Raw genomic sequence first — 23,011 nt, forward strand, 5'->3', positions numbered from 1 at the left:
ATCCGAGCTCGGCGCGCTGCGCAGCCATTCTTGTCCCGACTCACAGCACGGTGATGGCGCCGCGCCCCTCCCCCGGCCGCGAGACACGAGGGCGCAGCGGCTTGGGCGCCTCAACACCCCACAGCGCCAGTGATGCCGCGATCAGCGCGGACGAGCCGGGTGCCTTGCGATCCCAGCCGAACCCCTGCCCGCCGACCATCGGGCGCACCTTCGCCCCCAGCGCGCCGCGCGTGAGCTCCACCTGGCCACGATGACGCACCCGCCCATCGGCCACGGCGTCGAACAACCCACCCGCAGCCGCGGCGACGTCACGCGCCCCGGTCAGCGTCGGGCGGATGCCGGCCGCGCGCCACTCGAGCTCGGCCAGCGGGTTACGCGCGTCGACGACGACGGCGCGCACCTTCGGCCCCAGACGCGGCGCGAGCCACGCCGGCAGCCACGTCACGCCCTCTTGCGTCTCGTACCACTCCACGTGCAGCGCCCCATCGGCGCGCAGCCCAGCCACGCACACCGTCGCGGACTCACGTGACGGCGGCGCGTCCACCCCGATGCTCAGCGCCTTGACCGCCGACGAGGCGGGGTCGCACAGCGCATCCCACTCTTGCGCGTCGAACGCGCCCGCGCCCCCGGTCGGGAGCCACATGCTCAGCCGCTCGGCGCGGAACTGGTCAACAGGCAGCACGGCGCGGTCGTCGATGATCGCCTGCACCGGAACGCGCCCGGATGCGACGGCAGGATTCACGCGAGCCCACAGCGCGCGATCGTCGACGTCGTCGCCGTACTCGGCGCACCACTCCCACCACGCCAGGCGCGGATTGAGCCCGTCGTGCGCGGCGCGGCGCATCGTCGCGAACGCCTCCGAATCGTGCGACGGGCCGGGCGCGGTGCCGAAGTACAACGACTGAGCGCGCGGGCGCGAGAACACCGTCGGCGCCAGCGCACCGACCTCGGCGGCCGGCAAGTCCTCGGCCTCGTCGATCACGAGACGGTCGATCGACAACCCACGCCCCGCCGACGCGCTCCGCGTCGTGAACGCCACCCGCGCGCCGGTATCGAACTCGACGTACTCGAGGCCGACCTGCTGCGAATGGCGCCGCACGCGCCGGGCGAGGTCATCGTGCGCCTCGATGATGCGCCACAGGCGACGGAACGCATCGCTCGAGGTCTTCACCGCGTGCGCCGTGTGCAGGATCTGCTCGTCGAACAGCAACAGGCCGGCGAGCTCCAGGGCGAGGATGATCTGGCCCTTGCCGTTCTGGCGGCCGACGACGAGGCCGGCCTGCGAGGCGGCCCACCCGCCGCCAGACTCGCGCAGCACGCCGCGCACGATGTCGCACTGCCACGCATCGAGGCCGACGCCGTAGGCGAGGGCCAACTCGACGGCCTCCTGCCCGGTCGACTCATCGCCCTCAGGCACGCACGAGAACGTCGGACGCGTCTCGACGGCTACCATCACGCACCCCGCTTCGCGCGACGCTTGGCGATCTCGTCCAACGGTGACGAGGCCGCCGCCGGCGCACTCGCCTCGAGCTTTTCCAGGGTCAGGCGGTACTCACGAGAGACGGTCGCCAGGTCGCGCGGGCTCGTCTCAGGATCGCGCAGAACGGCCTCGAGACGGTCTCTCAGCGCCTCCAGGCGGGCGGTCGTGGTCGGTTCAGTCGTGTGGGTCATTCGGGGCTCCAGATAGTTCCCTATGCCTTGAGCAGTCGGGAGGAAGGTGGGAAGGGGAATGCCCCCGTGGGGGTGGCGGCGAGTCAGCCGAGCACGCCGGAGTTACGTCCGACGGTTCCAATCGGCAGGTTCGAGCGTTGGCGGTTGCAGCGGTTGTGTGCCGGGCGCAGCGTCTCGAGTGCGTCGCTGCCGCCGAGACTGGTCGGCACGACGTGATCGACGGTGAACGCCTCGGGGTCGGGGTAGCGCACCGTCAGGTCGATGGGGCGCCCGCACAGGTGGCACGGCTCGCCGGCCTTGACCTGCTGGGCGATGCGACGCCGTGCGCGTTCTCGTACTGCCTTGTTCGCGAATGGCATCGCGGGTGCTCCTCTTGCTCGGGTGCTGGCCCTATGTGTCGGGGGTGCGCCCCGCTGCTCGCGGTCACGAGCAGCGGGGCGCGAGGGTGGCGGCCTACGGGTTCCTAGTCCGCGCGAGCCGGGGCGGGGAAAGGTGACCCGCCCCGGCCTGGCCGCCAGGCTTGGTGGCGCTGCTCAGACGCGGGCGCCGATGATGGTGACGCGATGCTCGGCGAACATGCGCTCGATGCGCTCGTCCTCGACGGGCTGCTGCATCGCGACGAAGTCCTGCCACGGCTGCTCGTACGTGCGAGCCAGGCGCAGCGTCGCACCGATTTGCTGGGCCAGGGTGAACGGGCGAGGGTGGGACAGCTGCGGGCCGGTGTTGTCCTCGAGCTCCTGCCACTGCGCCGGGGTGAAGGCGTGCAGCATCCACCACCGAGCGCGGTAGTCGGTCACGCTTTCCGCGCTGCGGGAGTTGGCGCGGCGCAGGCTGCGCACCGCCCGGTCGAACTGCGCGAGGCTGTCCTCGCGTGCCTCGATGCGGGCCACGGACTCTGACGAATCGGGGCGCCCCTCGGCCGCTGCGAAGTCCTCGGCGTGCTCGATGAGCCACGCCTCGAGCCAGTCGCCGAGCGTGTCGAGCTCGTCGACGCACGCGCGGAACACGTTGCGCTGCACCTCGCGCAGCCCGTGGACGGACATCGCGCGGCGCGCCTCGAGGGTCTCGCGCTCGATGGTGCGGGCGGTCAGGCGCTCCTGCCAGTCGTCGGCCATGAGGTCATCGCCGGTGAACGGGCGCGGCTCGGGCAGGGACTCGAGGCGTGCGTACGCCGTCGAGAACGCCTCGAGCGCGTCGGTGATGGGCTTGGATCGCGGGTAGCCCATCGCCTCGGCGGCGACGATCGCGCCGTGCGCGCCGGCCATGCGGGCGGTGATCTCGCCGGACAGGCTGCTCACGCCGGCGCTGGCCTGCTCGAGGGTGAACGTCGTCGTGGTCGTGGTCGTGGTGTTCGTGCTCATGGTGGTGGTGCCCTTCGTGTCGGTGGTCGTGGTCGTCTTGGTGGTGCTCATGCTGCGGTGTCCTTTCGTCGGGTGGTGCTGGTCTTGGTGACGGATGGGGTGCTCTTGTCGACGCCCGCCCAGATGCCGTGAGTCATGCGCCGGGACGCGGCCGCACACGGGGTGCGGATGGGGCAGGGCGAGCACAGTTCGACGACCTCGCGCCGCTCGTCCGCCGACTCGCTCGTGAAGCGGTCATCGCCGCTGCAGGGTGGTTCGGACTCGCCACGCTCGGCGCGGTGGGTGAGCTCGAGGGTGAGCGCCTCGAGTGTTTGATTCTGTGCGGTCATGTTGCCTTCTGTGAGGTCTGCGGGGCTTGTCTGCGATCTGCGAAAAACCCCGGAATGACGGGGAATGTTGGGTGAGGGTGACGGGTGGTGACGCACTTCCCGAACTTTTGCTATCCCTATACGCGTGGGAAAAGTGTGGGGAACCCGTCACAACCCGTCACCCGATGGTCAGAAACCGGCCAGATCGAGCGGTGCCAGCCCGTCGCGAAGCGCGCCGTTCTTCGTGCGCCTGGCCGGGTAGCCAAGCCGGTCGAGCTCGGCGCCGAACGCCTTCTCGGTCTTTGCCTCGGCGCCGTTGCGCATCGCCCACGCCTGCCACGCGCCGTAAAGCTGCCGGGAGGTCGCGGTGGCGTTCGGGCCGGTCTCGCACGCGTCGTCGATGAACTGGCGCACGTGATCCGATTCCGCCTTGTACGCGTCCGTTGCACGAAGCACCGACGCCGGCTCGCGCATCCCACCTTCGAGGTAGTCGCGGTATCCCTCGACGGCCCACGAGACCACCTCGTCGGCAGCCAACTCGAGGCGTTCACCGAGCCTGCCGTCGCGCTTGTCGGGCGGCACCACGATGTTGAACGGCACGACGCGCATACGCCGCCACGTCGCCGGATCATTGCCCTTGACCGCTGGAAGATGATTCGAGACGTACACGAGCGTGTGCGTCGGAACCCACGAGACGGGATCGCGGTACAGCCGGCGCGCGGTCAACACGTCGCCGCCCGTCAGACGCTTCATCGTCGCCTCGTCGAGCTTGCGACCCTCGTCGGTCTCTTGCCCGATGACGAGGCGCGTGCCGAGCAACTGCATGAGCTCGGTCGAGCTACTGCGGGCGCGATCTTGCACCATGAGCAACGCCGGGTCGATGGCCGTCACGTAGTCGCCGAGCGCGAACGCCAGCGCGGTCGTCGCGGTCGACTTGCCGTTGGCACCCGTCCCGGTCAGCACCGGGAACACGTTCTCGGTGACGCGCCCATAGAGAGCTTGTCCGACGAGGCGTGCCAGATACGCGCGCTCGTCCGCATCGGGGAGCACCTGCTCGAGGAACGTCGCCCACGCGCCCGGCTCATGGCCGGGAACGTAGTTACCGCGCGTGATCTTCGTCAGGCGGTCGCCGGCGTCGTGCGCGCGCACCGTGCCCGTCTGCAGGTCGAGCGTGCCGGCAGGCGTATTGACGAGGTACGGGTCGGCGTCGAGGTCGTCGACGGTCGCCGCGAACTCGACGAGCGACGCGGCGATGGACAACACGCCGTCGATCCCGGCCGCGCTCTCACACTTGGCGACGTCACGACGCAGCGCAGCATCACCGCCGAGAGATTCGGCCAGCGCGTCGCGCAGCACCTCGAGCACCTCGCGCCGGGCGATGCCGCGCACGTCCTCACACCACCGGGCACCGTCGTAGTGCATCCACCCGATGCCGTGCACGTGCATGAGCCGGCCGCGCGCCGCGCGAGCGAGGCGGTACGCCATGCGCACCTGGCCGCTGTGCTGCTCGCCGTCGCACGAGACGAGGTTGCCGTGCTCGTCGTAGGCGTCGGCGGGCATGCTCTCGGCGGTCATCGGGGATCACCACCGACGTGATGGACGAGCATCCCAGCGGCCTCGAGGATCGCGCTCACGTCGGCGGCGCGTTCCTTGCGCACCTGCCACCCGCGACGCAGGGGTGCCCACTGAGCGGGGATCCCTGCCGCGCGCAGCGTGTCACCGACGCGGCCGCGCACGAGGACGTACCGGGTGGACGATGCGAGGTCGTAGACGTAGGCGTGTCTCATTCGGCCACCTCCGTCGCCTCGACCGTGGCCGGCGTCGCGGTCAGTGACCATGCGATGACGTGCGGCTGTGCCGAGTCGTGGGGGCGGGTGTAGACGTCGTGCCCGAGCTCGCGCTCGAACGCTCGCGCCAGTCGTCGCTTGCGCTGCAGGGGGCTGCTCACTCTGCACCCCCCTCGAGCTCGGCGAGGTCGGCGGGCGTAGGCGCGTCGATGGGCACGAGCTTGACGAACTCGACGACGGCGGAAAGGCCGGCCTTCGCTGCACGGTCGAGCGCGCGCTCGGCGGGTGCCAGCGTGCGATAGATCGTCGTCCGGGTGCCACCGGATGCGAGTTGCCGACGCACGACGACGGCCAGCAGCGTGCCGCTGGGAGCAGGTAGACTGGCGTCGTACTCATTCACCTTGGCGGGTGTCGGGATCGCCGTCTCGTTCACAGCGGGGCGGCGTTTTTCGTGTGTCTGCGAGGTCGTCATGCGTTCACCGCCTGACGCGCCTTGTCGACGTTGCTCGCGGCCGTCTCGCCCGTCTTGTCGCGGTACGAAATGCGCTTGTAGAGGTCGGCGGTCAGCGTCTCGCGCGCGGGGCCGTGCGCGGCGACCTGAGAGACGAACCATGACGTGAACGCGACACCATGCGGCGCCACGGTGCGCACGTACTGGCGGCACAGGCGCGAGACCTTCGCGGGGCTCACCGGGACGTGAGCAGCAGCGAGAGCGTCATGCGCGTGACGGATCAGCGTCTCGACGTTCGGCGCTTCGTGGTGCGCGCCGTGGGGCTGGGGTGCGGTTGCGAGGCTCATGCGGCACCGCCTCGCAGCGCGGCGAGTTCTTCGTCCGCAGCCGCGGCGGCGTCGACAGCCGCTTTGGCATGTCGACGGGCCTGCGCAGACTTCAGCGCGAGGCGCTGGAAGTGGGCCTTCTTCAGATGCTCCGCCCGCTGCGGATCGCCGCCAGCTTGCTCAAGGAACTTGTCCTCGAGGGCGCGGCGCGCAGGGGCGGTACGTGATGCGCGATCTTCGGTGGATGCCCACGATTCGTGAGCGGCGATGGAAGCTGCAAGTCGCTTCTCTGCTTGGGTAGCACCCATTGGCTCAAACCTTTCGGCTCGAGCAGGTGCCTACCCCGCTAGCTCTCGTCCAAGACAGAGGCGCTGATGATCGAAGAGTACACTATGCGTTCTCGGTTTGCACAGCGCTTTCCGGGTGCGCGTGGATGACATGGGTCACCGTGGCTCCTTGGGCCACCTCGACGAGGCCACGCTGCGCCGCGGCGACGCACTCCTCACCTCTGACGCGCACTACTCCATGCGCCGGGCATGCCGCTACGAGATCCTGATTCATCCCGACCTCGTAACGCACGGTCTGCGTCCTCACGGGGCGCGCTTCCGCATCGGTGACGACCTGAGCGTTCACGGCGAGCAGTTCAGGACGCCCGTTACGCATCACAGCTGCGATCACAGCAACGATGGCGCAGCCAGCGCAACGCACACGCGCCACGGGCTGCCACCGGTCGGTTTCTCGCACACGGGGCCACCGGCCATTGACCACGATCCCTGTGTACAGACTCTTGTCGTCCTCTGGAAGGTCACTTATTCCGTTTCCGTAGCGGCGCTCCACAGGTCGACTCACAGCTCCCCCAGGTTCAATCGCTTGGCTTCCTCGGCGGCGCGGGCCGCGGCTTGGGCCCGCGTGTAGCGCATGAGCATCTGCGGCGACTGCCAGCCCGCGACGGACATGAGTCCGCCCTCGCTCCCACCGGCGGCGAGCCATCGGTGCGCAGCAGTGTGCCGCATCCGGTGCGGGTGCCAGCCTGCGATGCCAGCGGCGTCGGCGCGCTTAGTCAGCGCGTCGTACAGTCCCGCGTACTGCAGCGGGCCACCGCGCGCGGCGAGCCAGAACTCTCGCGAGTCGGCGTGGCCCCGGCGACGGCGGGCGCGCGCGTAACGGTTGAGTCTCTCGGCACACTGCGCAGAGATTGGCACCGTTCGTCCGCGACGGTTCTTCGAGCGCTGGACGATGAGGAACGGCGACACCTCGCGGCTGTGCACGTCGTCGACTTCGAGGGCCAGCACCTCCCCTGCTCGCATGCCGGTCTCAGCGAGCACGTGCACGAGGGCCATGTCGCGCGTGTCGACGTACACGCGTTCGGGCGTAGCGCCCTTGGGCGTCTCGCAGGCCTTGAGCATCGCCTTGATCTGCTCGGGGGTGAGCGGCTCGACGAGTTTCTCGTCGACGGCCGGTTGGCTCATGTCCGTGAAGGGGTTGAACTCGATCTCGCCCTCGTCGAGCAGCCACTTCGCGAACTGGCGCACTGCGGTCAGGCGAGATCGGGCGGTGTAGCCCTGCATCTGCTTCTCGTCGCGCAGGTACGCCAGCCACGCGGACAGCGCCCGGCGACGGATGGGCTCGTCGTGGCCTCGCTCGGCGCAGAAGGTGAGGTACTGCGTCGCGCCTCGGCGGTAGGTCACGAGCGTGCCGTCAGACTTGCCCATCCCGCGAAGGTGCACGAGCCAGTCGTCCACGAGTTCGCGCGCCTCGTCGAGACGCAATCCGGGTTCACTTGCCTGCCGCTGCACACACTCATCATATCAATTTCTTCACTACAAGCGCTGTGCGTGCTACGGTTCTCAGGTCAGGGCTTCACAAAGCCCGGAATGACGCGGTTTTTCGACTAGTCCTTGTCCGCCCCCGGGCCGAGGAACTTCTCGAAGCCCTTCGGCAGCTTCATGTTCGAGTAGTCGGGCTCGTCGTTCATCTGGCCGAAGGCGTTCTCCATCGCGGCCGCACGCGCCGCTTCGGCCTTGGCCGCTGCGGCCGCCTCTTCCTGCGCACGCTTGGCGGGGTTGCCGCTCTTGCCCTTCTTCTTCGGCTGGCTCTTCGCCTTCTTGCCACCGCCGCCACCAGGCATCGCACCCATGCCCGGCATGCCCGGCATGCCGCCGCCACGCTTCAGCTGACGCATCATCTTCTGCGCCTCGCCGAAACGCTGCAGCAACTGGTTGACCTCGGAGACCGAGACGCCCGAACCTCGCGCGATGCGCGCGCGTCGCGAACCGTTGATCTGCTTGGGGTGCGTGCGTTCGAACGGCGTCATCGAGCGGACGATGGCCTCGACACGGTCGAACTCGCGCTCGTCGAGCGAGTTGAGCTGGTCACGCATCTGGCCCATGCCCGGCATCATGCCGAGCAGGCCCTTGATGTTGCCCATCTTCTTGATGGCCGACATCTGCTGGAGGAAGTCGTCGAACGTGAAATCCTCCTCGTCCATGAACTTGCGCGCCATCTCGGCGGCCTGGCGCTTGTCGAACGCGCGCTCCGCCTGCTCGATGAGCGTCAGCACGTCACCCATGTCGAGGATGCGGCTCGCCATGCGATCGGGGTGGAAGACCTCGATGTCCTTCACGCCCTCGCCCGTCGAGGCGAACATGATCGGGCGACCCGTCACCGAGGCCACCGAGAGGGCGGCACCACCGCGGGCGTCACCGTCGAGCTTCGACAGGACGACACCCGTGAAGTCGACGCCGTCCTGGAACGCGATCGCCGTCTCGATGGCGGCCTGACCGATCATCGCGTCGATGACGAACAGCACCTCGTTCGGCTGGATCGCCTCACGGATGTCGGCGGCCTGCTGCATGAGGTTCTCGTCGACAGCGAGACGACCCGCGGTGTCGACGATGACGACGTCGTACTGGCGTACCTTCGCCTGTGCGACACCGGCCTGGGCAACCCAGACGGGGTCGCCGTGGCTGCGTGTGCCCTCGCCCGTCTCCGAGACCGCGTCGTGGCCACCCTCGTTGCCACGCTCGGGCGCAAACACCGGCACGCCCGCACGCTCACCGACGACCTCGAGCTGACGCACGGCGTTCGGACGCTGCAGGTCGGCGGCGACGAGCACCGGGAAGTGACCCTCGTCGCGCAGCCGACGCGCGAGCTTGCCCGCGAACGTCGTCTTACCGGAACCCTGCAGACCGGCGAGCATGATGACGGTCGGGCCCGTCTTCGCGTACTGGATCGACCGCGTCTGGCCGCCGAGGATCGCGACGAGCTCCTCGTTGACGATCTTGACGACCTGCTGGCCGGGGTTCAGCGCCTGGCTGACCTCCGCACCGAGCGCACGCTCACGCACCCCCCGCGTGAACTGCTTGACGACGGGCAGCGCGACGTCGGCATCGAGCAACGCCATCCGGATGTCACGGATGGTCGCGTTGATGTCTGACTCGGTGAGACGCCCCTTGCCCTTGAGGTTGGCGAAGGTCGCTGTCAGGCGGTCTGAGAGGCTATTGAACACCGGCCCAGATTACCCGCTCCCATGCGGCCCCGTCAGATCGACCGTGCAGTGGCGCCGATGCCGAGCCCGTCGCGTCGGCGTTCGTCGATGTCGACGCTCGGTCTCGGCGGGAATGCCCTCGAGGAACGACGCATCGTGGCGACTGTCCCCATCTGCGATGCTCGTCCACATGGGCGTAGATGCAGATGTAGACGAAAATCGCAGAGGGGGACGGGATTCGCGGATGGGGATGCAGATCGTCGATGGGGACGGGTGCCGGAGTTCCTCGAGGTAGCGGTTCGAGCGAAGAGATGCGTCAGCCGGCGGTGCCGACGGCGTCGAGCACGGCGCCGATGACGCGCGCCGCGTGCGGTGGCGCCAGCGGCGAGCCCTGCTCGTCCGTGACGTAGAAGGTGTCGGCGCTGCGTCCCGCATATGTCGCGATGTGCGCGGAGCGCACGGAGACCCGCTCGGCGGCGAATGCCGACCCCACGTCGAACAACAATCCGAGACGGTCGGCGGCGCGCACCTCGATGACGGTCGCGTGCTGCGATGCACCCGGGACGACGAACGCGGACGCCCGCGGCATCGTCGCGCGTGACGGCCCCGCGGCGGCGCGACGGCGCGCGTCCGCCTCGAGGGCACGCAGCGGCAGGCGCTCGCCCTCGCGCAACGTTCGCAGCGACCGCGCCAGGTCGCTCGTGCGCGGCACGTCGCCGTGCGGCACCTCGACGACCCACGTGTCGACGGCGAGGCCGTCGATCGTCCGCAGGTTCGCCGACCGCACGGACGTGCGTCGCAGCCCGAGCACGCCCGCCATGTCGGCGAAGAGGCCGAGCCGGTCGACGTCGACGATGCGGACGGTCACAACGCCGCTCACGCCCTCCAGCGGCTCGATCTCGACGACCACCTCCCCCGCCGCGACGCGTCCCCGCTCGTCCGCGCTCACGATGCCCGACGGGCTGCCAGCGTCGACCTGCGCCTGCACCCCGTCGCCTTCCGCGACCGAATCGGTCTCGCCCAGGGCCTGGGCTGACGCCGCGGGGGCGCGACTTGAGGGTCGAGAGACCGCAGGAAGAGAAACGGCGCGTCCGGTCGCCACGTCCTCGGACGGCCGCTGCTCGGCCGTCGCCCCGGGCGATGACCTGTCGGGGGACGAGGCACCCTCGAAGGTCGCGGCAGGTGCGGGCACGCCTGCGACCGTCTCCCCCGACGCGAAACGCCTGCGTGCTCGCGCGGCGAGGTCGCGCACGAGGCCGGCGCGCCACGTCGTCCATGCCTGTGGTCCCGCTGCTCGCGCGTCGGCCTCCGTCAGCGCGTCGAGCAGGTCGAGGCCTTCGGCGCTGCCGGCCGCCTCGCAGAGCATCCTGACGGTCGCAGGGTCGTCGGGGTCGCGTTTCGTCGCCAGATCGACGAGCGTGAGGTGTTCGCGCACGAGACGTTCGACGAGGTCGCAGTCGGCGCGATCGAAGCCCATGCGCTGGCAGATCGCGCGCGTGACGGGTGCGCCCTCCGCGCTGTGGTCACGCGCGCCTGCGACCTTGCCGATGTCGTGCAGCAGCGCGGCGACGAGGAGCAGGTCGGGCCGTGCCACGTGCTCGCGCAGGCCCGCCGCGATGACGACGGCCTCGATGCTGTGTCGGTCGACGGTGAACTGGTGGATCGCGTTTCGTTGCGGGCGCGAACGCACCGTCGACCACTCGGGCAGCCAGACGTCGACGATGCCGCTCAGATCGAGGCCCTCCCACACGTCGACGATGCCGGGCCCGCTCGCGAGGAACCCCACGAAACCCTCCCGGATCTCTCGCGGCCACGGGGCGGGCAGCGGCCCGCAGCTCGCGACGAGGTTCGCGAGGGTCGTCGGCCCGATGAGCGCACCCCGCGAGGCCGCCGCAGCGGCGGCGCGCAGCAACGTCAGGTGCCCGCCGTCGCGGCGCCCCGCGCCGAGGACGACCTCGCCGTCGTGCAGGTGCAACCCGTGCCCGAGCGACGTCAGCGACGGTCGGCGCGGCCCGACGCGCAACGCCCGGGCTCGCTGCGACTGGCCGGCCGCGCGCACGGCCGCGTCCGTCACGTACGTGATCGTGCGCGCCGCGTCGACGACGCGCGTCAGCAACTCGTCGCTGTCGGAGCACCCGAGCAGCGCCGCGACGGCGTCCTGATCCTGCAGGGTGAGCCGCTCCCGACCCCGCCCGGTGACGACGTGCAACGCGTCGCGCACGTCGAGCAATTGCGCTCGGGCGCGTTCTGCGCTGGCGCGGTGAGGGTCGGCGAGCCACGCCGTCGTCAGCGCGCCGACGAGGCTGAGGTCGCGCAGGCCTCCCCCGGATTCCTTGAGGTCCGGATCGAGCGTCGTCGCGATGTCACCGAAACGCGCGTGCCGCGCCCGCAACGACTCGACGACCTCCGGCAGCCGCTTGCGCGCGGCACCGCGCCAGTCGGCGGCGATCGCCTGGCGTACCCCGGCGACGAGGACGTCGTCACCGGCCACGGACGCGATGTCGAGCATGCCGACCGCAGCGGCGAGGTCTGACGACGCGGCCTGGCGGCACTGCGCCAGCGTGCGCACGGAGTGATCGAAGCGCACCCCTGCATCCCACAACGGGTACCACAGGGCGCCCGCGAGCTCGGTGATGCGTTTCGAGCCGACGCTGCGCCCGTCGTGCAGGAGGACGAGATCGTAATCGCTCAACGGCCCCGCATCGCCCCGGGCCTGCGAGCCGACGACGGCGAGCGCCACACCGCTCTGACGCTCGGGCAGCCCCGTCGCCGCACACGCATCGCGCCAGGCCTGCGCCATGAAGGCATGGGCCGACGCCGCGAGCCGCTCCCGACGTGCGGGGCCCGCGCCGGGTTGCTCGAACTCGCGCGTGCGCGCGAGGTCGAGACGTGCGGCGTAGTGGGCGGAGACGGCGCTCATGGCTGCATCGTCCTCTCTGGGAGGGCTGGGCGGGGGTTCTGCGCCGTCGATGGCTGGGGTTGTGCGTCTACGGCGACTACGACGGCGTGGCGCGCGGCGCGGTGCGCCTCACGAAGCGGGACGGACGCCGACGAACGCCGGGCCGGCGATCCTCGCGTAGCGACGGCGTTCGTCAGGGTCTCGACCGAACCGGGGCGGCCGACCGTCACCGTCGGCACTCGGGCCACGAGGACTCGTACGCCACGTCGGCGAGGCTCACGTCGTCGAGGCTCACGTCCCAGGGGCGCTCAGACCGCGGCAGCGCCGGTCTCGCCGGTGCGCACGCGCACGATGTCGTCGACGGGAACGGTCCACACCTTGCCGTCACCGATGCGTCCCGTCTGAGCGGCACGCACGACGGCGTCGACGACGGCGGGCGCGTCGGCGTCGTCGATGACGACCTCGATGCGCAGCTTCGGCACGAAGTCGACGCTGTACTCGGCGCCGCGGTAAACCTCGCTGTGGCCGCGCTGGCGGCCGTAGCCGCTGACCTCGCTCACCGTCATCCCGGCGATGCCAAAGGCCTCGAGGGCTTCCTTGACGTCGTCGAGCTTGAACGGCTTGATGATGGCGGTGACGAGTTTCATGCCTGCACTCCTCGCGGGTCGTTGTGTTCTGCGCCGGTGGTGCTGCCACCGAGGGGGCCGTGGCCGGACGGCAGTAGGCCGTGGCCGACGCGGGTACCGGAGGCGAACCCACCGAAATCGTAGGCGGATTCGGCGTGCTCGGCGGAGTCGATGCCCGCGAGCTCGTCGTCGTGGTCGATGCGCCAGCCCATCGTCGCCTTGAGGGCGAGACCGATGACGGCGGTGAGCACGCCCGTGAACGCGACGCAACCGAGCGCGATGACGATCTGCACGACCGTCTGCTCGTAGCCCTTGCCGTAAAGCAGGCCGTTCGTCGTCGACAGCAGGCCGGCGCCGATCGTGCCCCACAGGCCGGAGACGAGGTGGACGCCGACGACGTCGAGCGAGTCGTCCAGGTTGAACTTGAACTTCAGGCTGACGGCCAGGGCGCTGAGGATGCCGGCGACCGCGCCGAGAATGAGCGAGCCGACGGGGCTGAGCGCACCACAGGCGGGGGTGATCGCGACGAGACCGGCTACGACGCCGGAGGCGGCACCGATCGACGTCGCCTCACCGTCCTTGATCTTCTCGACCGCGAGCCAACCGATCATCGCCGCACACGTCGCGGCGGCCGTGTTGACCCACACGAGGGCCGCCGAACCGTCTGCGGCGAGCTCGGAACCCGCGTTGAACCCGAACCAGCCGAACCAGAGCAGACCGGCGCCGAGCATGGTCAGCGGCACGTTGTGGGGGCGCATGGGCACGCGGCCGAAACCGGCGCGGCGCCCGACGATGAGAGCGAGGACGAGGCCCGCCATGCCCGCGTTGATGTGCACGACGGTGCCGCCCGCGAAGTCGATCGGTGCGAACGTGGCCTTGCCGTCGGTCGAACCGAACATCGTCGCGGCGACGCCCTGGTCGGTGCCGCCGAGGAACCCGCCGCCCCACACCATGTGCGCGATCGGGAAGTACACGATCGTCGCCCAGATCGCGGAGAAGACGAGCCACGTCGAGAACTTCACACGGTCGGCGATGGCGCCGGAGATGAGCGCGACCGTCAGGCCCGCGAAGGTGAGCTGGAAGCCCACGAACGCGAGCTCGGGGATGTTTCCGTAGCCCTCGTACCCGAACGAGTTGAACACGTCGGCGACGTTGTGCAGACCGAACTTGTCACCCGGGTTCGCGATCAGCCCGGCGATGTCGTGGGTGCCGAACGACATCGAGTAGCCGTAGAGCACATAGATGATGCCGACGACGCCGAGGGCGCCGAACGACATCATCATCATGTTGAGCACCGACTTGGAGCGCGTCATCCCGCCGTAGAACAACGCCAGCGCGGGCGTCATCATGAGCACGAGCGATGCGCACACGAGGACGAATGCGGTGGCCGCATAGTCGAGTTTCGGGGCGGCCTCTGCCGCCAGAAGGTGTGCGTTCATGCTCAGTGATCCTGCCCTCGCCACGTTTCAGCATGCGGCTCGCGATGTTTCGCCTATGTTTCGGATGCGGCGCTGACGTGAAATCGCGGTCACATCCTGAGGGTATGCACGCCATGTGAGACGTTTCGTGTCGAAGCGTGGACGCACGAGCGCCCACCGGCCGTGACGGCGGGTGGGCGCTGCGGGGCTCGAGCCCGGCCTGCTCAGTCGAGCACGGCGTTGACGTAGGCCTCCGGGTCGAACGGCGCGAGGTCGTCGGGGCCCTCGCCGAGCCCGACGAGCTTGACGGGCACGCCGAGCTCACGCTGGACGTTGACGACGATGCCGCCCTTGGCGGTGCCGTCGAGCTTCGTCAGTACGACACCCGTGACGTCGACCGCCTGGCCGAACACCTTGGCCTGACGCATGCCGTTCTGGCCGGTCGTCGCGTCGAGGACGAGCAGCACCTCGTCGATGGGGCTGCGCTTCTCGATGACGCGCTTCATCTTGGCGAGCTCGTCCATGAGACCGACCTTGTTGTGCAGGCGCCCCGCGGTGTCGAGCAGCACGACGTCGCACTCGTTCTCCTGACCGGCCTTGACAGCGTCGAACGCGACGGCGGCCGGGTCGGCGCCCTCCTTCTCGGAGCGAACGGTGGGCACGCCGACGCGGGCGCCCCACGTCTCGAGCTGGTCGGCTGCGGCGGCACGGAACGTGTCGGCTGCGCCGAGGATGACGTCCTTGTCCTCGGCGACGAGAACGCGCGCGAGCTTGCCGACGGTCGTCGTCTTGCCCGTGCCGTTGACGCCGACGACGAGGACGACAGCGGGTCGATCGCCCACACGGCTCGCCGCGATGCGGCGATCCATGTCGGGGCCGACCTGCGCGAGCAGCTCCTCGTGCAACCAGCCGGAGACGGTTTCCTCGTCCGTGGCACCGTGCACGGCGATGCGGCGTTTGAGGTTGTCGACGATCTGCGTCGTCGCCTCGACACCCAGGTCGGCCTGCAGCAACGTGTCCTCGACGTCCTCCCACGCCTCGTCGTCGAGGCTGCCGCCGGACAGCATGGCGAGCAGGCCCTTGCCGAGCGCAGTGTTCGAGCGCGACAGTCGCTCACGCAGGCGAACCATGCGCCCACGGGCCGACTCGGGGCGCTCGAGCGCAGCCGGTTCGGGCGTGGGCGTCTCGTCGACGACGTCAGCGGGCTCGACGACCTCGGGGGCGGGCGCTTCATCGCGCGGTGCGTCGACGACGTCGGTCTGCGCGGGCTTCGCCGGGGCGGGCGCCGCCGACTTCGACGTGTCGATGCGCACACCCGAACTCGGCGTGTACTGCGTCTTCTTCGGTGGCGTGCGTGGAATCTCGACGGATTCCTCGCGCGCCGGAACCTTCGGAGCCTTGCGCGAACGGCTGCGGACGAAGGCCACGAGGCCCATGACAGCGGCGACGAGCGCTACGGCGACGACACCAAGAATTTCCCAGAGCTGATCCACGCCGCCATCATTGCAAACGGCACCGACAACCGCCCAACGAGGCGGCGACGGCACGCGTCAGCTGGGGATCAGGAGCGGCGGATCCGACCGCCGCGCTCGCCGTCCTTGGCCGTCGCGGCGCGCGGGGCGGCTGGCGCGTGCCCGACACGAAAGAGCTTCTCGCCACGCGTGGTGAGCACCGGACGGCCCGCCCGTCGCGCCGGCAGCGCGACGATGCCGACGACGAACGCCGCCAGAACGACGGTCAGCGTCATACCGAGCACGATCCAGAACACGAATCCTCCGAGGGGTGGGTGTGACGCGCGGATGGCACGTCGGGTGGGAGCGAGCGCATGAGGCCTGCTCCGCCACGATTGTCGCCGAACCGTCCTGACGGCGCCAGTCGACGCGCCTCAGGCGGCCCTCGTGTCGCACAACGGCCAGCGGCGCCGTCAGGACGCCTCGGCCGGCTCGGGTGCGACCCGCACGTCGGCGAGACGCTGTGAGACCACCGTCGTCACGCCGTCACCGCGCATCGTCACGCCGTAGAGGGCGTCGGCGACCTCCATCGTCCGCTTCTGGTGCGTGATGACGATGAGCTGGCTCGAGTCACGAAGCTCCTCGAACAGCGTGATGAGGCGACCGAGGTTCGCGTCGTCGAGGGCCGCCTCGACCTCGTCCATGATGTAGAACGGGCTCGGGCGCGCCTTGAAGATCGACACGAGCAGCGCAACGGCGACAAGGGAACGCTCGCCGCCGGACAGCAGCGACAACCGCTTGATGCGTTTGCCCGGCGGGCGCGCTTCGACATCGAGGCCCGTCGTCAGCATGTTCTCGGGGTCGGTCAGAACGAGCCGCCCTTCACCGCCGGGGAACAGGCGGGAGAAGACACCTTCGAACTCGCGCGCCACGTCGTGGAACGCCTCGGTGAAGACCTGCTCGACGCGCGCGTCGACCTCGCTGACGATGGACAGCAGGTCCTTCTTCGAGCCGCGCAGGTCGGCGAGCTGCTCGCTGAGGAACGTGTGCCGTTCCTCCAGGGCCGCGTACTCCTCGAGGGCCAGCGGATTGATCTTGCCGAGCTGCTTGAGGTCGCGTTCGGCCGTGCGTAGCCGCTTCTCCTCCAGGGCCCGCTCGAACGGGCGGCTCGCGACGGGCTCAGTACCGCTCGGGGGGCCGCCGTCTGCGTCGTCGCCCTCGCTCCCCTGCCCTGACGGAGCGCGTCCCGACGATGCCTGGGTGTCGGCTTTCTCGCCGGCCGTCATACCGGCGCCGGCCTCGAACAGCGGCACCGGCAGATGCGGCCCGAATTCTTCGACGAGGACGTCAGGGTCGATGCCGAGTTCCTCGACCGCCCTCGTCTCCAGCGCCTCGATGCGCAGCCGCTGCTGAGCGCGCGCCATCTCGTCGCGGTGGACGGAGTCGGTGACCTCGCGCAGTTGGTCGCTGCATTCCTGCAGGCGGACGCGGGCGGTGCGCAACGCCTCGTCCCGAGTCGCCTTGCTTGCCTGCTCGGCGTCACGCGCCCGGGTCACCTCATCGCGCGCGCGACGCACCTGCTCGCGTGCCAGTTCGGCGGTCCGTTCGACGGCCTGCGCCAGGGCTGTGGCCTCCCGACGTCGGACGCGGCGCGCCTGCGCCCGTTCGCGCGCGGCGACCTCCGAGCGTGCGGCGGCCTCGAGGGATTCAGCGCGCCCAGCGATCGCGCGGACTCTTTCCTGAAGCGTGCGAAGCGTCAGACGTTGCTCGGTCTCCTGCTCGCGCGCCGTCGCGGCGAGCGTCGCCAGACGGTCTCGTTCGGCGACGGACGGTTCGCTCTCACCCGGTTCGGCCTGCGCCTCGTCGAGACGCATCTCGAGTTCCATGAGCTCTTCACGGTTCGCATCGAGCGCGACGCTCGCCTGCTCGATCGAGTCGTTGATGCGGTCACGCTCGCGGGAGGCCGCGGCGATCGCCTGATGGTGACGCGCGAGCGCCGCCATGAGTTCCTCGATGCGCGCGTCGTTCTCGGCGAGCGCCGCCGCAGCATCGTCCGCCGCGTCCTGCGCGGCCGCGAGTGGCTGCGTCAGGGCTTCCAGGGCGTTTTCCGCGTTCTGCTCGGCGTCGGCTGCGATCTCCGCGTCCCGGACGGCCTGCTCATGCGCCGCGCGCACCTCGAGGCGGGAGCGCCCAGGGCGGCCCCCACCACGCACCGCGGTGGGTTCGTAGACGTCCCCGTCGAGGGTGACGGCCCGCGCACCGGCGTGGACGAGCGCGAGCGCGCCGTCGGCGTCGGGAACGATCGCGAGTCGGTCGACGAGGACGTCGAACGCGCTCTGCATCGTCGCCGGTACGCTCGCGACGTCGCGCACCCAGACGCCACCCTCGGGAAGGGTCGGCCAGTCGTGGGTCGTGACGTCGTGCGGCGCGTCTCCGGCGACGAGGAGAGCGACGCGGCCGCCGTCCTGCGCTCGCAGGGCGGCCAACAGAGCTGCGGCGTCGGTGTGGGAGTCGACGAGCAGGGCCTCGGCAGCCCACCCCAGAGCGAGCGAGACGCCGGCTTCGTGACCTGGCTCCACCTCGAGGCAGCTGACGACGTCGCCGAGCACGCCCGACGCTTCGGCGGGGAGGTTCTCGAGCCCCGCCGTGTCGGAACCGAGCGTCTCATCGAGCGCCTGCGCGCGTGCGGCTGAGGCGCTGCGGCGTTGGGCTGAAGTATTGCGTTCGTCGCGCAGCACGCGACGACGTTCGAGCAGGGCAGCGTAATCAGCCCTCAGCTTCTCCGCAGCATCATTGAGCGCCGCTTCGGCGGCTTCCGCGTCGCGCAGCGCCTCCTCGAGAGGCGCCAGCTCCTCCTGGGCCTCGGCCACTCGCGTCGCGGACTCCCCGATGCTGGCGCGCAACCGCGCGAGTTCGGCCTCGCCTGCTTCCACGCGTGAACGCCGAACCTCGACCTGACCGTGAAGCTTGGCCAGACCCTCGCGTCGATCTGCGGCTGCCCGCGCGATCCGCACGAGTCGCTGCTGCTCGACCTGATGTTCACGTTCAGTCTTCTCGCGCACCTCGACGGCGGCGTCGAGCGCCTCCTGGGCTCGCTCGACCTTGGCCTGCAGCTCCAGCTCTTCCCCCCGGACCCGCTCGGCCTGACGCCGCAGCTGCTCGGGATCCCGGCCCGAACCGGGCGTCTCGTCCTGCGCCGCCGTCAGCGAGGTGGCTCGTTCCGCGGCGAGCCGGCGCGTCGAATCGAGTTTCTCCTCCAGTGACGACAGCGCGTACCACTGCGACTGCAGCCGTTCGAGCACCGGAGCGCGGGCTGCCATCTCGGCCTCGATCTCCTCGACGCCGGCCTTCGCGGCGCGCACCGCGTCGTCGAGTTCGGCGCGACGCCGCACCATCGCCTGTTCGTCCGCGACGTCGGCCTCGAGCCGCGCGCGCTGCTGGACGAGGTCGTCGGCGAGCAGCCGCAGCCGTGCGTCACGCACCGTCATCTGGATGGCTTGCGCCCGACGCGCCGTCTCGGCCTGGCGCCCCAGCGGCCCGAGTTGGCGGCGAACCTCGGCCGTCAGGTCGGCGACGCGCGTGAGGTTGGCCTCCATGCCGTCGAGCTTGCGCAGCGCCTTCTCCTTGCGACGGCGGTGCTTGAGCACGCCGGCCGCTTCTTCGATGAACCCGCGACGTTCCTCGGGCGTCGCGCGCAGCACCGCGTCGAGCTGGCCCTGGCCGACGATGACGTGCATCTCCTTGCCGATGCCGGAGTCGCTCAGCAGCTCCTGGATGTCGAGCAGTCGGCACGGCGTGCGGTTGATCGCGTATTCGGAGCCGCCGCCGCGGAACATGGTGCGGCTGATCGTCACCTCGGTGTAGTCGATCGGCAGTGCGCCGTCGGAGTTGTCGATCGTCATCGTCACTTCGGCGCGCCCGAGCGGCTGGCGCCCGGAGGTGCCGGCGAAGATGACGTCGTCCATCTTGCCGCCGCGCAGGCTGCGGGCACTGCCCTCGCCCATGACCCAGGCGAGCGCGTCGACGACGTTGCTCTTGCCGGAACCGTTCGGACCGACGATGCAGGTGATGCCCGGTTCGAGGACGAGGTTCGTCGCCGACGCGAACGACTTGAACCCCTTGAGGGTCAGCGACTTGACGTACACGGCGCGCGGTTCAGGCCGTCCGCTGCGGCGCGCCGGCGGCGGCCGTGTCGCGCGCCGTGAGGACGAGCGGGCCCTCGGCGGTGATCGCGACGGTGTGCTCGGAGTGCGCGCCACGGGAACCGTCGACGCTGCGCAGCGTCCACCCGTCCCGGTCCTGGATGATCTGGTCGGTGCCCGCCATGATCCAGGGCTCGATCGCGATGACGAGGCCAGGCTTGAGCTTGAGGCCGCGGCCTGCACGACCGTCGTTGGGCACGTGCGGTTCGCCGTGCATCGTGCGGCCGACGCCGTGGCCGCCGAACTGCGTGTTGACGCGGTATCCGGCGCCTGCGCAGACGTCGGCGATGGCGGCCGAGATGTCGCCGAGCTTGTTGCCGGGCTGCGCGGCCGCAATCCCTGCGGCGAGGGCTCGCTCGGTCGTGTCGATGAGGCGCAGGTCGGCCTCGCGCGGCGTGCCGACGACGAAGGAGATCGCCGAATCGCTCACCCAGCGGTCGAGTGATGCGGCGAAGTCGACGCTGAGCAGGTCGCCGTCCTTGAGGGCGTAGTCGTGCGGCAGGCCGTGCAGGACGGCGTCGTTGACGCTCGTGCACAGCACCTTGCCGAACGCGCTCGCGCCGAAGCTCGGGTGGTAGTCGATGTAGCACGACTCCGCACCGGCGTCGGTGATCATGCGGTGCGCCAGAGCGTCGAGTTCGAGCAGGTTGACGCCGACGTCGGCGGCCTCGCGCAGGGCGGTCAGGACGGATGCGACGAACGCCCCGGCGGGCTTCATCTCGTCGATCTCTCGGGGCGTACGCAGTTCGATCACCCGACTACGGTAGTGCAGCCCGCGCCCGGACACCGTCGAGCCTCGCGAAGCGTCAGCGGTAGATCGTGTCGCGACGGCCTGTCGCGACGACCAGGATGACGACTGCAGACGAACCCGCGTGCCGGTGGGGAGGGTGTGATCAGTGGTTCGTTTCATGGCCGGAGCTGAAACCGGAACGTCCACCACTCGCCTCCCCCGGTGGACCGGTGGGCGACTCTCACGGTCGGCAACCATGAGGTCGATCACCGCACCGTCAGCACGAACGAACCGATGGACAGGTGCGCGAACGTCGAGGGGCTCCTGGAGATCGAAGCCGATGCTCTGAACGGCTCGCGCGGCTTCGCCGCACGAAGAAACCCTGATCTCCACCACCAGCCACGGCTTCGAGCGTGTCGAAGGGGTCGCAGAGCACGAGCACGCTCCTCGATCGCGCGGCCGGCGGCGGCGCTCACGCGAGCGTCCCCGAGCAGATACGTGTCGATGAGTGTGCGCGCGATGCGATCATCGCGCACGGGTCGTTCGACCACCCCGACTTTCTCGTTCACGTCTACGCGCACATCTGAGGCGTACTCGAATTCATCGAGATCGACGACGCGACCGAAGCGCAGCCAGCTCCGCTTTCCGACGACACCGAACTGATGCAGGTCAGCACGACTCGGGCCGATCGGGTCGATGTCCAGGGGGGTGTCCCTATGGTCTTCGTCAAGCGGCGATCGGTGTGACGGGGCGGCCTGGTTGGTAGGTCGTGCCGTCGCGCAGCATGGCGTACAAGACGTCGCAGCGGCGGCGCGCGAGGCAGATCAGGGCGGCGTTGTGGCGTTTACCTTCAGCTCGTTTGCGGTCGTAGTACGCGCGTGAGGCGGGGTCTTTGAGCGCTGCGAACGCGGCGAGGAAGAACGCTCGTTTGAGGTTCTTGTTGCCCGACCTACTGGGATGCTCACCGCGGATCGAGGTGCCCGAGCGGCGCGTGACGGGCGCAAGCCCGGCGTAGGCCGCCAAGTGCCCTGGTGTGGCGAAAGAGGAGGCGTCGCCGACTTCGAGCAGGATGCGCGCACCGGTCCTGACACCCACGCCGGGCATGGACGTCAGGACCTGGGCAAGAGGGTGCGCATCGAGCATTTCCTCCACCTGCGTCGCTGCCTCCGCGCGCTGCGCGAGCAGGCCGGCGAGTTGATCGGCGAGTTTCGGTAGGACGAGGTCAGCAGCCCGCGTGCCCGGCACCGTGACTGTTTGCTCGTCCAAGGCAGTCATGATCGCGTCGACGAACGCTTGGTACTTGCGGGGCGCGCGGGGCTTCGCGACCGCGAGCAGGCGTCGGCGTCCGGCGGTGCGCAAGCCACTGGGCCCACCGAAGCGGGACAGCAACTCAAGGACCGCCGGGTGGTGCAGGCTCCCGCCGATCGCGCGTTCCAGGGCGGGGTGGATCTGGGTCAGCAGGCCGTGGACGCGGTTGGTGACGCGAGTGGTTTCGGCAGCGAGGTCGTCGTCGAACCCGACGATCACTTCGAGGTCGGCCAGCGCGTCGTCACCGACGTCGACACGGCGTAGCGCGTGGGGCAGGGTGCGTGCGGCATCAGCGATGACGTACGCGTCGCGGGCGTCAGTTTTCGCGTTGCCGGGGTGTAGGTCGGCGATTCGGCGCATCGCAAGGCCGGGCAGGTAGGCGACCTGAATATTCATCGAACGGGCGACGGCCACGGGGAGCGCACCGATCGAGGCGGGCTGGTCGACGACGACGAGGACGTCACCGTGCACACTGAGGTCAGTGAGTAGGTCACGGATGCGTTGCTCGTCTTGCGGCAGCGTCTTGTCGTGCAGTCGTTTTCCTGCTGGATCGAGGGCGCAGGCGTGGTGGTGTTCTTTGCCGACGTCGAGGCCGAGGTAGACCGCGTAGGTGCGCTCGGGTAGTCCGTTCATCAGGGCCCTCCTTCGAGGCGGTGCACGGTGTTCAACCCGTGCTGGCCGCGTGGCGGGCGAGGGGTGCCGGCAGCCACGTTACGAAGAGACCTTCATGCTTGAGGCCGTGTCCCTATGAGCGGTCATCCGACGCCACTAGCGCCCGGCGACAACACCCCCCGGATCATGCGTGCGACAGGGGCAGTCAGTCATACCGGGCCTAGCGGCCAGCATCCCCATCATCGGGGACACGAAGAAGGTAACGGGGTGCCGGCAGCCACGTTACGAAGAGACCTTCATGCTTGAGGCCGTGTCCCTATGAGCGGTCATCCGACGCCACTAGCGCCCGGCGACAACACCCCCCGGATCATGCG

At 69.7% G+C, this 23,011-nt stretch carries 22 protein-coding genes; 1 reads left to right on the forward strand and 21 read right to left on the reverse strand.

Going from position 1 to position 23,011, the window contains the following annotated elements; all coding sequences use genetic code 11:
* Positions 1-40: 40 nt before the first annotated feature.
* From EDC82_RS09285 to map, 20 genes are all read right to left on the reverse strand, one after another.
* On the reverse strand, positions 41-1,456 hold the full coding sequence (locus EDC82_RS09285) for a hypothetical protein (RefSeq protein ID WP_200829293.1): 1,416 nt from the start codon (positions 1,454-1,456) through the stop codon (positions 41-43).
* A complete protein-coding gene (locus tag EDC82_RS09290) occupies positions 1,453-1,671 on the reverse strand; it encodes a hypothetical protein (RefSeq protein ID WP_131941248.1) in 219 nt (72 codons plus the stop codon). The genes EDC82_RS09285 and EDC82_RS09290 overlap by 4 nt, the downstream gene beginning before the upstream one ends.
* Before the next feature lie 83 nt (positions 1,672-1,754).
* Positions 1,755-2,030: an HNH endonuclease gene (locus EDC82_RS09295; protein ID WP_131941250.1), complete on the reverse strand. Its 276-nt coding sequence runs from the start codon at positions 2,028-2,030 to the stop codon at positions 1,755-1,757.
* Positions 2,031-2,204: 174 nt separating this feature from the next.
* Positions 2,205-3,083 carry a hypothetical protein gene (locus EDC82_RS14730; RefSeq protein WP_200829294.1) on the reverse strand — a complete coding sequence of 293 codons (879 nt, stop codon included), beginning with the start codon at positions 3,081-3,083 and terminating at the stop codon, positions 2,205-2,207.
* Complete coding sequence (locus tag EDC82_RS09305; RefSeq protein WP_131941252.1) at positions 3,080-3,361, reverse strand: WhiB family transcriptional regulator; 282 nt, start codon at positions 3,359-3,361, stop codon at positions 3,080-3,082. The genes EDC82_RS14730 and EDC82_RS09305 overlap by 4 nt, the downstream gene beginning before the upstream one ends.
* 168 nt (positions 3,362-3,529) lie before the next feature.
* On the reverse strand, positions 3,530-4,915 hold the full coding sequence (locus tag EDC82_RS09310; RefSeq protein WP_131941254.1) for a phage/plasmid primase, P4 family: 1,386 nt from the start codon (positions 4,913-4,915) through the stop codon (positions 3,530-3,532).
* The gene (locus EDC82_RS09315; RefSeq protein ID WP_131941256.1) at positions 4,912-5,127 is read right to left on the reverse strand and encodes a hypothetical protein; all 216 of its coding nucleotides are present in this window, start codon (positions 5,125-5,127) and stop codon (positions 4,912-4,914) included. The genes EDC82_RS09310 and EDC82_RS09315 overlap by 4 nt, the downstream gene beginning before the upstream one ends.
* The gene (locus tag EDC82_RS14540) at positions 5,124-5,288 is read right to left on the reverse strand and encodes a hypothetical protein (RefSeq protein ID WP_160126214.1); all 165 of its coding nucleotides are present in this window, start codon (positions 5,286-5,288) and stop codon (positions 5,124-5,126) included. Before EDC82_RS14540 ends, EDC82_RS09315 begins: the two co-directional genes overlap by 4 nt.
* Positions 5,285-5,599, reverse strand: coding sequence for a hypothetical protein (locus EDC82_RS09320; protein ID WP_131941258.1), 315 nt, complete (start codon positions 5,597-5,599; stop codon positions 5,285-5,287). The genes EDC82_RS14540 and EDC82_RS09320 overlap by 4 nt, the downstream gene beginning before the upstream one ends.
* A complete protein-coding gene (locus EDC82_RS09325) occupies positions 5,596-5,925 on the reverse strand; it encodes a hypothetical protein (RefSeq protein ID WP_131941260.1) in 330 nt (109 codons plus the stop codon). The genes EDC82_RS09320 and EDC82_RS09325 overlap by 4 nt, the downstream gene beginning before the upstream one ends.
* Positions 5,922-6,212, reverse strand: a complete 291-nt coding sequence (locus EDC82_RS09330) for a hypothetical protein (RefSeq protein WP_131941262.1) — start codon at positions 6,210-6,212, stop codon at positions 5,922-5,924. Before EDC82_RS09330 ends, EDC82_RS09325 begins: the two co-directional genes overlap by 4 nt.
* Before the next feature lie 537 nt (positions 6,213-6,749).
* Positions 6,750-7,700, reverse strand: a complete 951-nt coding sequence (locus EDC82_RS09335) for a tyrosine-type recombinase/integrase (RefSeq protein ID WP_131941264.1) — start codon at positions 7,698-7,700, stop codon at positions 6,750-6,752.
* A 95-nt stretch (positions 7,701-7,795) separates the two neighbouring features.
* Complete coding sequence (gene ffh / locus EDC82_RS09340) at positions 7,796-9,412, reverse strand: signal recognition particle protein (protein ID WP_006944856.1); 1,617 nt, start codon at positions 9,410-9,412, stop codon at positions 7,796-7,798.
* A gap of 295 nt (positions 9,413-9,707) precedes the next feature.
* Entirely contained in the window at positions 9,708-12,311 is a 2,604-nt protein-coding gene (locus tag EDC82_RS09345) for an ACT domain-containing protein (RefSeq protein WP_131941266.1), read from the reverse strand.
* A 287-nt stretch (positions 12,312-12,598) separates the two neighbouring features.
* Positions 12,599-12,937, reverse strand: coding sequence for a P-II family nitrogen regulator (locus tag EDC82_RS09350; RefSeq protein WP_006943278.1), 339 nt, complete (start codon positions 12,935-12,937; stop codon positions 12,599-12,601).
* Positions 12,934-14,355: an ammonium transporter gene (locus tag EDC82_RS09355; protein ID WP_074041203.1), complete on the reverse strand. Its 1,422-nt coding sequence runs from the start codon at positions 14,353-14,355 to the stop codon at positions 12,934-12,936. The genes EDC82_RS09350 and EDC82_RS09355 overlap by 4 nt, the downstream gene beginning before the upstream one ends.
* Positions 14,356-14,558: 203 nt before the next feature.
* Positions 14,559-15,827, reverse strand: coding sequence for a signal recognition particle-docking protein FtsY (gene ftsY / locus EDC82_RS09360; RefSeq protein ID WP_131941268.1), 1,269 nt, complete (start codon positions 15,825-15,827; stop codon positions 14,559-14,561).
* A gap of 68 nt (positions 15,828-15,895) precedes the next feature.
* On the reverse strand, positions 15,896-16,102 hold the full coding sequence (locus EDC82_RS09365; protein WP_074045556.1) for a hypothetical protein: 207 nt from the start codon (positions 16,100-16,102) through the stop codon (positions 15,896-15,898).
* A 156-nt stretch (positions 16,103-16,258) separates the two neighbouring features.
* Positions 16,259-19,930, reverse strand: a complete 3,672-nt coding sequence (smc, locus tag EDC82_RS09370; protein ID WP_131941270.1) for a chromosome segregation protein SMC — start codon at positions 19,928-19,930, stop codon at positions 16,259-16,261.
* A 10-nt stretch (positions 19,931-19,940) separates the two neighbouring features.
* Positions 19,941-20,741: a type I methionyl aminopeptidase gene (gene map / locus EDC82_RS09375; RefSeq protein WP_131941272.1), complete on the reverse strand. Its 801-nt coding sequence runs from the start codon at positions 20,739-20,741 to the stop codon at positions 19,941-19,943.
* A 389-nt stretch (positions 20,742-21,130) separates the two neighbouring features.
* On the opposite strand from map, the gene EDC82_RS14545 reads away from it, so the two are divergent.
* Entirely contained in the window at positions 21,131-21,304 is a 174-nt protein-coding gene (locus EDC82_RS14545; RefSeq protein ID WP_160126215.1) for a hypothetical protein, read from the forward strand.
* Between the two features lie 139 nt (positions 21,305-21,443).
* Here the strand turns inward: EDC82_RS14545 and EDC82_RS09380 are convergent, their stop codons facing one another.
* Entirely contained in the window at positions 21,444-22,658 is a 1,215-nt protein-coding gene (locus EDC82_RS09380) for an IS110 family transposase (protein WP_131941274.1), read from the reverse strand.
* Positions 22,659-23,011: the final 353 nt, after the last annotated feature.

Source organism: Dermacoccus sp. SAI-028 (assembly GCF_004346775.1).
Classification (GTDB): Bacteria; Actinomycetota; Actinomycetes; order Actinomycetales; family Dermatophilaceae; genus Dermacoccus; species Dermacoccus nishinomiyaensis.

Excerpts from the sequence above, each read along its gene's own strand:
- EDC82_RS09290 (WP_131941248.1), bottom strand. The coding sequence starts at position 1,671 with ATGACCCACACGACTGAACCGACCACGACCGCCCGCCTGGAGGCGCTG.
- EDC82_RS09295 (WP_131941250.1), bottom strand. The coding sequence starts at position 2,030 with ATGCCATTCGCGAACAAGGCAGTACGAGAACGCGCACGGCGTCGCATC.
- EDC82_RS14730 (WP_200829294.1), bottom strand. The coding sequence starts at position 3,083 with ATGAGCACCACCAAGACGACCACGACCACCGACACGAAGGGCACCACC.
- EDC82_RS09305 (WP_131941252.1), bottom strand. The coding sequence starts at position 3,361 with ATGACCGCACAGAATCAAACACTCGAGGCGCTCACCCTCGAGCTCACC.
- EDC82_RS09310 (WP_131941254.1), bottom strand. The coding sequence starts at position 4,915 with ATGACCGCCGAGAGCATGCCCGCCGACGCCTACGACGAGCACGGCAAC.
- EDC82_RS09315 (WP_131941256.1), bottom strand. The coding sequence starts at position 5,127 with ATGAGACACGCCTACGTCTACGACCTCGCATCGTCCACCCGGTACGTC.
- EDC82_RS09320 (WP_131941258.1), bottom strand. The coding sequence starts at position 5,599 with ATGACGACCTCGCAGACACACGAAAAACGCCGCCCCGCTGTGAACGAG.
- EDC82_RS09325 (WP_131941260.1), bottom strand. The coding sequence starts at position 5,925 with ATGAGCCTCGCAACCGCACCCCAGCCCCACGGCGCGCACCACGAAGCG.
- EDC82_RS09330 (WP_131941262.1), bottom strand. The coding sequence starts at position 6,212 with ATGGGTGCTACCCAAGCAGAGAAGCGACTTGCAGCTTCCATCGCCGCT.
- EDC82_RS09345 (WP_131941266.1), bottom strand. The coding sequence starts at position 12,311 with ATGAGCGCCGTCTCCGCCCACTACGCCGCACGTCTCGACCTCGCGCGC.
- EDC82_RS09350 (WP_006943278.1), bottom strand. The coding sequence starts at position 12,937 with ATGAAACTCGTCACCGCCATCATCAAGCCGTTCAAGCTCGACGACGTC.
- EDC82_RS09355 (WP_074041203.1), bottom strand. The coding sequence starts at position 14,355 with ATGAACGCACACCTTCTGGCGGCAGAGGCCGCCCCGAAACTCGACTAT.
- EDC82_RS09380 (WP_131941274.1), bottom strand. The coding sequence starts at position 22,658 with ATGAACGGACTACCCGAGCGCACCTACGCGGTCTACCTCGGCCTCGAC.